General features: G+C 29.5%; 9 protein-coding genes. 3 read left to right on the top strand and 6 right to left on the bottom strand.

Annotated features, from left to right (window positions below):
* Window position 1 precedes the first annotated feature (1 nt).
* On the top strand, window positions 2-364 hold the full coding sequence (locus BX611_RS00110) for a response regulator transcription factor (RefSeq protein WP_115877469.1): 363 nt from the start codon (window positions 2-4) through the stop codon (window positions 362-364).
* A gap of 53 nt (window positions 365-417) precedes the next feature.
* Window positions 418-4,242 carry an acetate--CoA ligase gene (gene acs / locus BX611_RS00105; RefSeq protein ID WP_115877468.1) on the top strand — a complete coding sequence of 1,275 codons (3,825 nt, stop codon included), beginning with the start codon at window positions 418-420 and terminating at the stop codon, window positions 4,240-4,242.
* A gap of 61 nt (window positions 4,243-4,303) precedes the next feature.
* On the opposite strand, the gene BX611_RS00100 is transcribed toward acs, so the two are convergent.
* The 6 genes from BX611_RS00100 to BX611_RS00075 all read right to left on the bottom strand — a co-directional run bounded on the left by BX611_RS00100 (window position 4,304) and on the right by BX611_RS00075 (window position 11,206).
* Complete coding sequence (locus tag BX611_RS00100; RefSeq protein ID WP_115877467.1) at window positions 4,304-4,966, bottom strand: 3'-5' exonuclease; 663 nt, start codon at window positions 4,964-4,966, stop codon at window positions 4,304-4,306.
* Window positions 4,966-6,885 (bottom strand): DUF294 nucleotidyltransferase-like domain-containing protein, encoded by a 1,920-nt coding sequence (locus BX611_RS00095; protein WP_115877466.1) that lies wholly within the window; start codon window positions 6,883-6,885, stop codon window positions 4,966-4,968. Before BX611_RS00095 ends, BX611_RS00100 begins: the two co-directional genes overlap by 1 nt.
* Before the next feature lie 61 nt (window positions 6,886-6,946).
* Window positions 6,947-7,615 (bottom strand): 3'-5' exonuclease, encoded by a 669-nt coding sequence (locus BX611_RS00090; protein WP_115877465.1) that lies wholly within the window; start codon window positions 7,613-7,615, stop codon window positions 6,947-6,949.
* Between the two features lie 2 nt (window positions 7,616-7,617).
* Window positions 7,618-9,534, bottom strand: coding sequence for a DUF294 nucleotidyltransferase-like domain-containing protein (locus BX611_RS00085; protein WP_115877464.1), 1,917 nt, complete (start codon window positions 9,532-9,534; stop codon window positions 7,618-7,620).
* Between the two features lie 12 nt (window positions 9,535-9,546).
* Window positions 9,547-10,092 (bottom strand): NUDIX hydrolase, encoded by a 546-nt coding sequence (locus BX611_RS00080; protein WP_115877463.1) that lies wholly within the window; start codon window positions 10,090-10,092, stop codon window positions 9,547-9,549.
* 28 nt (window positions 10,093-10,120) lie between these two features.
* Window positions 10,121-11,206: a M42 family metallopeptidase gene (locus BX611_RS00075; protein WP_115877462.1), complete on the bottom strand. Its 1,086-nt coding sequence runs from the start codon at window positions 11,204-11,206 to the stop codon at window positions 10,121-10,123.
* 142 nt (window positions 11,207-11,348) lie between these two features.
* Here BX611_RS00075 and BX611_RS00070 point away from each other — a divergent pair, with 142 nt between their 5' ends.
* Entirely contained in the window at window positions 11,349-12,056 is a 708-nt protein-coding gene (locus tag BX611_RS00070; protein WP_115877461.1) for a DUF4294 domain-containing protein, read from the top strand.
* Window positions 12,057-12,274 lie beyond the last annotated feature (218 nt).

Here is a 12,274-nt window from a genome sequence, read left to right as displayed (position 1 = left end):
AATGAAAAAGATTTTAATAGTAGATGACGAGCCTAATATAGTAATGTCATTAGAATACATTTTTAAAAAAGAAAACTTTAAGGTTTTTATAGCCAGAGATGGAGCTGAAGCAATTGAGATAGCAGATGCTAAATTGCCAGATATTATTTTATTGGATATAATGATGCCTAATGTTGATGGGTATCAAGTTCTGAAATATTTAAAATCAAATGAAGAATTGAATGAAATTAAAGTAATATTTCTATCAGCAAAGAATAAAATTTCTGATATAGAATTGGGGTTGCAGTTGGGTGCAGATAAGTATATTTCAAAACCATTTTCAACCAAAAAGCTAGTTAAAGAAGTATTAGAATTGTTAAAATAAAAAAATTAAATTCAAACATAGTTTGGGTTAAATAACAACTAAAAATATATAATATGAGTTACCAAAAACATTATAATAGCAGTATTGAAAATCCTGAAAAATTTTGGAAAGAACAAGCCAGTAATATAAAATGGTTTAAAAAACCAACTACTATTTTATCAAAAGATAAAAATGGGTTTGATCGTTGGTTTGCTGACGGAAAGTTAAACGTATGTTATTTAGCACTTGATAAGCATATTGAAGACGGATATGGAGATCAAACAGCAATAATTTATGATTCACCGGTAACTCAGCGTAAAATTAAATACAGTTATAATGAAGTTAAAAGTGAAGTTGAACGTTTAGCTGGTGGGTTACGTGATTTAGGTGTTAAAAAAGGAGATACAGTAATTATTTATATGCCAATGATTCCACATGCAGCGTTTAGTATGCTGGCTTGTGCAAGAATTGGAGCAATACACTCGGTAGTTTTTGGCGGTTTTGCACCACATGAATTGGCGATTAGAATAGATGACTGCAAACCAAAAGTAATAATAACTGCAACTTCAGGGATTGAGGTTGATAGGCTAATTGCATACAAACCTTTGGTTGATGAGGCTATAGAAAAAGCAACTCACAAACCAGATAAAGTAGTTGTATTTCAAAGAAGATTAGGTGCATTAATGAACAAAACTCACCGTTTTGTAGGGTATAGAGAGTTGGTTGAAAAATCGAAACCAGCTGAGTGTGTAGAAGTTGCATCAACAGATCCTTTGTATATTTTATATACTTCAGGCACTACAGGAAAACCAAAAGGTATCTTAAGAGACAGTGGAGGTTATGCAACCGCATTAAAATATTCAATGAAAAATATTTATGGAGTAGAAGAAGGCGATGTGTATTGGGCAGCATCCGATGTTGGTTGGGTTGTAGGGCATAGTTATATTGTTTACGGACCCTTATTAAATAGAAATACTACTATAATTTTTGAAGGAAAACCAATTAAAACCCCAGATGCAAGTACATTTTGGAGAATTATAAGTGAAAATAATGTAAAAGTTATGTTTACTGCTCCAACAGCAATTAGAGCAATTAAAAAAGAAGATCCTGAAGGTAAATTGATGAAACAATACGATTTAAGTTGTTTGAAATATCAATTTTTAGCTGGTGAACGATGTGATGTGGCTACTTTAAAATGGTTAGAAGATAAATTACAAATACCTGTAGTTGACCATTGGTGGCAAACTGAATCTGGCTGGCCAATGTTATCTAATATGATGGGTATTGAAGCATTACCGGTAAAACCTGGTTCAGCAACAAAACCAGTAAGTGGTTATGATATTCAAATTTTAAATGGAGAAGGAGAACAAGTTGGTCCGAATGAAGAAGGATTTGTGGCAGTTAAATTGCCAATGCCTCCGGGTAATTTGTTAGATATTTGGGAAAATACGGAACGTTTTAAGGAAGGTTATTTAAAAAAGTTTCCTGGATATTATTTTTCAGGAGATGGAGGTTATAAAGATGAAGATGGTTACGTTTTTATAACTGGTCGTGTTGATGATGTTATTAATGTTGCGGGGCATAGACTATCAACAGCTGAAATGGAAGAAATTGTTGCATCAAATCCCTCGGTTGCTGAATGTGCTGTTTTTGGAATTGAAAATCAGTTAAAAGGGCAAGTGCCATTAGCTTTAGTTGTTCTTAAATCTGGTGATTATGTTTCAAATTTTGAATTGGAATATAACATTGTTCAAGAAGTGAGAAATGTAATTGGGCCAGTAGCTTCATTACGAAAAGTGTTGATTGTTAAAAGATTACCAAAAACACGTTCAGGGAAAATTCTTAGAAAGTTATTAAGAAATATAGCTGATGGTGTTGAGTATACAATCCCATCAACAATAGATGACCCTGAAATTATTTCTGAAATAATTCATGAATTAAAATTAAATAAAATTGGAGTTTATGAACACGCAACTGAGGAAGAAAAAGAAACATTAGATGATTTACAAATTAATTCATTTATAAAATATTATAAATCATACCAGCATAGTGTTAATGACCCTGAAGGTTTTTGGGCTCAAATTGCGGAAACTTTTACATGGCGTAAAAAATGGGATACTGTTGTTGAGTACGATTGGGAAACTCCGAAATTCGAATGGTTTAAAGGTGCTAAATTAAATATTACTGAAAACTGTTTAGATCGCCATTTAGAAAAACGAGGAAATGATGCAGCAATTATTTGGGAACCAAATGATCCAAACGAAGCAAATAGAGTTTTAACCTATAACGAATTACATGCAGAAGTTAGCAAGTTTGCAAATGTGCTAAAAAATAACAATGTAGTAAAAGGAGATAGGGTTTGTGTGTATATGCCAATGGTACCAGAATTAGCAATTGCCGTTTTGGCTTGTGCAAGAATTGGTGCTGTACATTCAGTTGTATTTGCAGGATTTTCATCAGTTGCACTTTCAACAAGAATAAACGATGCAGCATGTAAAGTACTATTAACAACAGATGGGGTTTATAGAGGTAAAAAAGCAGTGGATTTAAAGGCCATTGCAGATGAAGCATTAGAATCTACACCAACAATAGAAACTTCAATAGTATTAAATAGAATAAATTCTGAAGTTACAATGAAAGCCGGACGTGATGTTTGGTGGCACGAAGAATTAGCAAAAGTAAATGCAAATTGTCCGGCAGTGGAAATGGATGCTGAAGATATGCTATTTATATTATATACTTCAGGTTCTACTGGAAAACCAAAAGGTATGGTACATACCTGCGCAGGTTATATGATTCATACGGCATATAGTTTTAAAAATGTGTTCCAATATCAACATGGCGATGTTTATTTCTGTACTGCAGATATTGGTTGGATTACGGGACATTCATATATTGTTTATGGTCCTTTAGCTGCTGGAGCAACTACACTAATGTTTGAAGGAATTCCTTCATATCCGGATTATGGACGTTTTTGGCAAATTGTTGAAAAGTATAAAGTAAACCAGTTTTATACTGCGCCAACTGCAATTAGAGCATTGGCTGCTCAACCAAATGAATTAATTGAAAAACACGATTTAAGTTCTATTAAAGTGTTGGGTACCGTTGGAGAACCTATTAATGAAGAAGCCTGGCACTGGTATGATGAAAAAATTGGAAAACAAAAATCTCCAATTGTTGATACCTGGTGGCAAACAGAAACAGGTGGTATTATGATTTCTCCTTTAGGTGGAGTTACACCTACAAAACCAACTTTTGCTACCCGACCATTACCGGGAATTCAGCCTTGTTTAGTAGATGAAAAAGGTGAGGAGTTAAATACTAATCCAGCAGAAGGTAGATTGTGTATTAAATATCCTTGGCCATCTATGGCAAGAACTATTTATGGAGATCATAAAAGGTATAAAGAAACCTATTTTTCGGCTTTTAAAGACAAATATTTTACAGGAGATGGCTCGTTTAGAGATTTGGAAGGGAACTATAGAATTACGGGTAGGGTAGATGATGTTGTAATTGTTTCAGGTCATAATTTAGGAACGGCTCCAATTGAAAATATTATAAACGAGCATAATAATGTTGTAGAATCCGCTATTGTGGGTTATCCTCATAATATTAAAGGAAATGCGCTATATGCCTATGTTATTGTTTATGAAAAACCAGCAAATGAAGATTTATTAAGAAATGAAATTAATGAATTAATTGCACGTACTATTGGGCCAATTGCTAAATTAGATAAAATTCAGTTCGTTCCAGGATTACCAAAAACACGTTCTGGTAAAATAATGAGAAGAATTTTAAGAAAAATAGCTGAAAATGAAACTTCAAATTTAGGAGATATTTCAACATTATTAAATCCAGATGTGGTTGCAGCTATAATGGAAGGATCATTGGTTAAGTAGAATAATTTTTGTTTTTAGTAAAAAGGTTGTTTAAAAAGTTAAGTTTTTTGACAACCTTTTTTTATAACAACCCTTTACTATTTTGATTTCTAAACAAATCCGAATAATGAACAGTTCGTTCCTTTTTTAATTTCGAAATTATTTTAAGAAATAATAGTGCTGTAATATAAGCATCACCAGAAGCTGTATGTCTGTCGTGTTTGGGGATGTTAAATTCTTTACATAATACGTCTAAATTAAAATGATTATCCTTTTTGTTTTCTAGTTTTTTATATAAAATACCTGTATCAATACTTTTATTTTTTAGTTTAGGTAAATTCATCCTTTTAAGTGCTGCATTTATCATTTCTATGTCAAAAGCTGTATGATGAGCAACTAAAACGGAGTTTCCAATATAATTTATAAATTTTTCTAAGGCTTCATTTTCATTATATTTTATGAGTTTACCAACTTTTAAAATTCCGTGAATTTCAACTGTTACTGCATTAAATTCATCTTGTTTTAGGTATAATTCAAAACTATCAGAAACATCTAGAGTATTATCAATAACAATAATTGCTCCTATAGAAAGAATTCTGTCTTTTACAAGGTCTAAGCCAGTAGTTTCAGTATCAAAAACAATAAATCGGGTGGTATTAATATTTTTAGATTGTTTGGTTTTGAATGTTTTTAAATATTCTTTCCAAAAATTAGGGTATTTTTTATGTTTAAAAAAATTGAGCATTACATCATTTGAGATAAATTATATCGAATATTTAACATATCCTGAATATCTTTTATGGGTTTAAAACATCCTTTAAGCCTTAATTTTTCAGATTTTGTTAATGTATTTAAATCTATATACCTGCCAGAATCATTGTTTTTTATTCCCTGTTCGGTTCTAAAACGAAGCACAATTTTAAAAGCGTCAATACAAGACAAGTATAAATCTTTGTTCTGAGGTTCAACCTGAATTATTTTCTGAAATCTTGATATAGTATTGTTTTCTCCTTTTAAATTATGCGATAATGAAATTAATCGGGCAGCATCAATTATTGGCATTAATGCCCTGCTTTTTATATCAAACTGATCTTTATGTTCTCCATTATTTTCAACTAAAAATTGTCTAAAAAAACCAAGTGGCGGAGGGTTTATTAAAGCATTTCTGCCTAAAAAATTTAAAAATATTTCAAATGAATTTATTGATTTAAAAATGCTTTCAGACATTTTATCTACTAATTTAGCATCTCCATAAACTAAATTATAGTCAAAAAATATGGTACACATCATAATGGCTTTTTCTGTTGGCTTTGTAACCCAGGTGTTAAATTGATTTTTCCATTCAGATAATGATAAACACCATTTTGGGTTGCTCGCCATCATATCTGCAGGGCAATATTCATAACCTACAGCATTTAATTTTTCGGTTATTATTTTTGATAATTTTAAGAAGTAAGTTTTAGTTTCTTCATATTTTTCTTTAGGTACATCTTCAAAAACCAAGGCATTATCTTGATCGGTTATTAGTAGTTGCTCTTTTCTACCTTGGCTTCCCAATGCTAACCAGCCAAATTTTACAGGTGGTTGAGTTTCCATTTCTTCAATTGATAGTTCAATTGCTTTTATTGTTATTGCATTGGTTATTTCGGATATAATATTCGAAATAAACACAATTGGTATTTTTTGATCAATATATCCGGTTAATAAATTTGATGTTTTTTCCCGTATATATTTTAATGTATTTACATTTTTTGCACGTTTTAATTCTTTAATTAAAACGGATGGATTATTGCCATGTAAAACCACAATATCATGTTCAGAAAGTAGCCCAATTAACTCGGAGTTTGGAGTGCCATCTTTTGTAATGCATAAATGTGTAATTTTATGCTTTATCATTGCAATTTGTGCTTCTGCAATAGTTATTTTTTCTGGAAAAGTAATTACTGGTGATGACATTATTTCAGAAACTTTTTCAGAGATTGAAATTAAGCCAGTTGCAATTTTTAATCTTAAATCTTTATCTGTAATTATACCAATTGGATTTTTATTTTCAACAATTAAAATAGAACCTACTCGTTTTGTACTCATTATTATGGCAGCTTCTTTAATAGTTGTAGTTTTTGAACAACTTATAGGGTTTTTACTGTATTGAGCTGTTTGTATGTCTGATAAACCTGTGTTGTTTGCTTGTATTATTTCTTCATTTGCAAAAAGTTGTCCATAGTTTTGTTGCGCGTATGGAGTTTTAATATTTGTTGAAAAACTTGCAATTAAAAATTTATTTACTTTGTCATTTGTTTGTATAATTTCTTTTAATATTTCAACAGAAATAGCATATAAAATTGATTCTTCAGTTGCTTTTGCACTCATTAAATAATTATCATTTTGCACTAAAGGGCGTAACCCAAAAATATCACCTTCATCACAAATATCAACTAAAATCTGATCGTTTTCCATAGTTCTGTACAAACCAATTGCACCGTCCTTAACTACATAAAAGCTTTCGTGAGGTGCCTCAGTTTGTTTAAAAACAAACGACTCATTTTCAATGTAAATTACTTTTACGTTTGAAGAGATTTTAAAAAGTTGTTCTTTATTTAAAACATCAAAAGGAGGGAAGTCTTTTAAAAAATCAAATATGCGTTCTGCAATAGTGTTTTTCATAGAAAATTAAACTAGGATAAACTCTAAAAATACAAAATATTATTTACTTTTAAAAGCTGTTTTAGGATGATAAATAGTAATTTGTTCTAATTAATTCTGTTAAATTTAAGGCGTTATTTTTTTTATATTTAGTAGTTAATTTTAAAAACAAATACGCAGTTATTAACGCATCACCCGAAGCTGTATGTCTGTCGTGCATTTTTACATTGTAAATTTTACAGAGTTCATCTAAACTGAATAACTTTTTAAATTGATTTTCTGTTGCAATTTTTTTATGAATAAAATTGGTGTCGAGTTGTTTAGATCTTAATGGACCAACATTTATACGTTTTAAAGCTTCATTAATCATTGTAATATCAAATTTTGTATGATGTGCAATTATAATAGCATCATCTAAATATTCAATAAATTTTATGAGGGCTTCTTCTTCACTTACTTTAACTTCATTTCCATTTCTCCTGATACCATGTATTTTTACTGTTTCTTTATTAAAAACATCTTGTTTTATATATACTTCAAATGAATCATTTACCTTAATTTTGTTGTTTTTAATTGCTATGGCTCCAATGCAAAGTATTCTGTCATTATCATAATCAAATCCTGTAGTTTCAGTATCTAATGCCACAAATCGTATTGTTTCGTAGTTTGTATAATTTTTACTTTTTGAAACTTTTTCAATATGTTGTTTCCAAAATTCAGGATAGGATTTTCTTTTAAAAAGACGAAACATAATTAGCTTATTTGAGAAGTTTTAAATCTAAGTTTTAGAGCTTCTTGTACATTTTTAATAGGGTTAAAGCAACTTTTTAGTTTTAACCTATCGGCTTTGCTGAGGTTGTTAATATCAACATATCTACCTGTATCATTATTTGTTAACCCCTGTGATGTTCTAAATTGTAATAAAATTTTAAATGAATTTGAACAAGATTCAAATAAGTCTTTGTTTTGAGGCTCAACTTCCATTAATTTCTCATAGCGGGCAATTGTATTATTAATTTGAAGTCCATGGTATAACGAAAAAATTCTGGCGGCATCAACTAAAGGTCTAATGGCTCTAGATTTAATATCAAAATTATCTTTATTTTCACCATCTTGTTCAACCAAAAACTGTTTAAAAAAGCCTAAAGGAGGAGGATTATCTAAAGTTACTTTCCCTAAAAAGCTTAAAAATATTTGATTTTTTCGGATATATTTTAAAACACTTTTTGCCATTTCATCATATAATTCCTGGTTGCCATAAATGAGCTCAAAATCAAAAAAGATAATGCTTAATAAAATTTTTTCAGGAATAGGATCTTTAATCCATTCTTTAAATTGTTGTTTCCATTCATCAATTGATGAGCACCATTTTGGATTGCTAGCCATAATATTTGCAGGACAATAATCAAAACCAACAATGTTTAATTTTTCAGTTACTTTGGTTGCAAGGTTTAAAAAATAAGATTTCACCGATTCATATTGTTCTTCTTCAACATTTTCAAAAACCAATGCATTGTCTTGATCTGTCATCAATAATTGTTCTTTTCTGCCTTGGCTTCCTACCGCAAACCAAGAATATGCAACTGGTGGTTTTCTGCCAATTTCTTTAATAGATAATTCGATGGCTCTTTTAGTAATAGCCGTATTTATTTCTGAAATAACTTTAGTTACAAAATAAATAGGTATTTCTTGCTCGATATACCCTTTTGTTAATTCAGCAGCTTTTGATCTTATATATTTTAAGGTTTCTGCATCCTTTGCTAATTTTATTTCCTTAATTAGTAATAAAGGGTTATTACCTTGAATTAAATTTAAATCATGTTCAGATAAAATACCAACTAATTCTGAAGTATTTGTACCATCTTTTGTAATACATAAATGGGAAACTTTATGTTTTAAACGGGCAATTTGAGCTTCTGCAACTGTAATGTTTTCTGGAAAAGTAATTACAGGTTGTGTCATAATTGATGCTGCTTTATCCGTAATTTTAAAAAGACCTGTACCAATTTTTGTTCTCATATCCTTGTCAGTAATTATCCCAATAGGAATTTTATTTTTAGTAACTACAATTGAATTGATTACATTTTTTGTCATTATTATTGCAGCTTCCTGAACAGAAATACTTGGAGGGCAAGTTATGGGGTTACGAGTATATTTAGCTGATTGAGCTTCTATAAAATTATTTTCTACTTTTTTTATTGCTTCAATATTTGCAAATAATTTTCCTTTGTGTTTTTCCGAAAAAGGATCTCTTGTATTTGTTGCAAAACTGGCAATTAAAAACTGACTTACTTTTGGGAAATTTAAAATAATATCATTAAAAATATTAATTGGTATACTATAAAGTATAGTTTCTTCATTTGCAGCAGCACCCATTAAATAATTTTCTTTCATTATTAAGGGTCTTAAACCAAATAAATCACCTTCATCACAAATATCTAATACATGTTTTTTATCTTCTGCAAATCTATACAGTCTAACAGCTCCTTCATATACCATATAAAAATGTTCATGCGGATTGTCATTTTGGCTAAATATTATTTGGTCTTTTTCAAAATAATGAATTTCAACATTTTTTGCAATTTCTAATAAAGTTATTTTTGGAATAAGATTAAATGGAGGGTAACCTTTTAAAAAATCAAGAATTCTTTCTGCAATTGTATTCTTCATATTAATATTTTATCAGCAGTTGTGTTGTTTAATTTTATTTAAAACAAAGTTATAATAGTCATTTCCGTGTGGAACAAAATGATTGTTTTCAGTATTAATTTCTTTAATTAATTTATCAATATGAATTAATTTTAATTCTGAAACTTCTTCGTGTTGAATTTTTAAGGAAGTAATTTTAAAATTAGTTTTACACATATATATATTGTGTAATTCATAATCAATTAAATTAGCATGGTGTTTTACTTTCTTTTTTGAAGTGCCAATAAACGCTAAATCATGTTCAGAAATAATAATTCCTACTTCTTCTTGAATTTCCCTTATAGCTGAAATTATTGGTTTTTCACCAGCAGAAATATGCCCAGCAACAGAAACATCCCATAAGTTTGGAAACGTGTCTTTATTTGTTGCTCTTTTTTGAATCAATACATTTTTATGCTTGTCAAAAATCCAAATATGAACACTAGCATGAAATAACCCTTTTTTATGCGCTTCAGACTTTAAACAGGTTTGCCCAGTTTTTTTACCGTTTTCATTTAGTAAATCAATATATTCATCCATACCAAAAAAGACAGCATTCTCTGTTATATTATTTAAAATAGCTAAAAGTTTCTCCTTCTTTTATATCAAGTAATGTTTCATAAATTAAACGTATTACATTTTCAACATCATTTTTATGTACCATTTCTACTGTAGTATGCATATATCTTAACGCTAAAGAAATTAATGCTGAAGGTACACCACCATTACTATAGGCAAATGCATCTGTATCTGTTCCAGTAGCTCTTGAAGAAGCTAAACGCTGAAATGGAATTTTATTTTCTTTAGCAGTTTTTACTATTAAATCTCTCAAATTATTTTGTACAGCTGGAGCATAACTTATTACCGGGCCATCACCAGAAATAGTTTCACCTTCTTTCTTTTTGTCAATCATTGGAGTAGTGGTATCATGACAAACATCTGTAACTATTGCTATATTAGGCTTAATAGTTTGAGTAATCATTTCTGCTCCACGCAACCCAATTTCTTCCTGAACTGAATTTGTAATGTATAAACCAAAAGGTAATTCTTTCTTATTCTCTTTCAATAAACGTGCAACTTCGGCAATCATAAATCCACCCATTCTATTATCCAAAGCTCTGCAAACAAAGTTGTTTTTATTTAAAATGAAGAAAGTGTCGGGATAAGTAATAACACAACCAACATGTACACCTAGTTTTTCAACTTCTTCTTTCTTTTTACAACCAACATCTATAAAAATGTTATCTAATTTAGGAACTTCTTCTTTATCTCTTAATCGTGTATGAATAGCTGGCCACCCAAAAACACCTTTTACAATACCTTTATCAGTATGAATGTTAACAATTTTTGAAGGTGCAATTTGATGGTCACTACCACCATTTCTAATTACATATATTAAACCTTCGGGAGTTATGTAATTAACATACCATGATATTTCATCTGCATGTCCTTCAATTACCACTTTAAATTTTGCGTCAGGATTAATTACACCAACAGCAGTTCCATAGCTATCCGTTATAAAGGTGTCAACATAAGGTTTCAAATAATCCATCCATATTTTTTGGCCTTCACTTTCGTAGCCAGTTGGAGATGCGTTGTTTAAATATTTTTCTAAAAAAGAAATCGATTTTTTATTCAATATATTTTTACTCATTTTAATTTTTCTTTAAGAAACGAAGATACTAAAATGTTGTTTAAGCTAATAAATAAAATAATCATTTTAAGTTTTGGATACTAAAAAGTACATTTGAAAGTTGTAATTTTGGAATTATTTTTGATTGAATGAAAATACATTTATGAAAAAAAATCTTAAAAATATTTTAATCTTATATATAATATGTAGTAGCACCTTTCTTTTTTCACAAGGAGAAAGGCCTGTTGATTCTATTCCATTATCAGAACAATATATAATTTTTGAAGGAGACACCTTATTAATTCATCTTGATGAAGTTTTATTATTAAAAAAATTGAAATTTCAATCAGATTATGATAAAAGGGTGTATTATTGGTATAGAAAAAAAACATTAAAAGCATATCCATATGCAAAATTGGCAGCAGAAAGGATTGAAGTTTTGAATGAAAGGTTAGTTGGTATTAAAACCAAAAGGCAAAAAAAGATTTATACAAAAAGAATACAGAAATATTTAGAAGGTGAATTTACGGATCAACTTAAAAAATTAACACGTACCGAAGGTGAAATACTAATTAAACTAATACATAGGCAAACTGGTGAAACTGCATTTAATTTGGTTAAAGATTTTAGAAGTGGGTGGAAAGCTTTTTGGTATAACACAACTGCAAGCTTGTTTAAACTGTCTTTAAAAGATGAATACAACCCTGTTGAAAATAAATTAGACTATCTTATTGAAGATATTTTACAGCGTTCTTTTGTTGATGGTTCATTAGTTGAACAGCCTTCAAAATTAAATTTTGACTATATAGAATTAGGGTCAAGTATAATTGATGTGCCAAAACCACAATTAAAATCTTCAAAAAAAGATTAATTAGCTATTGCAAATTTGATGAATATACTTTATATTAGTCGTCCTTTTTAGAGAAAGTAACTTCAAAGTCATTTTTTTAGTTGTATAAAGAGTTATAATTCAGTCAATTGATTTTAGTCTCAAAAAATAATTAAAAAAAAGGCACAAAAAAGTTTGTTAAAGGGGTAAAAAAGGTATTACATTTGCATCCGCTAATAAGGAAAGGTGTTGGTGAAAAA

The organism is Lutibacter oceani (assembly GCF_003384935.1).
Classification (GTDB): Bacteria; Bacteroidota; Bacteroidia; order Flavobacteriales; family Flavobacteriaceae; genus Lutibacter; species Lutibacter oceani.
This window is presented reverse-complemented; position numbering and strand designations above follow the sequence as displayed.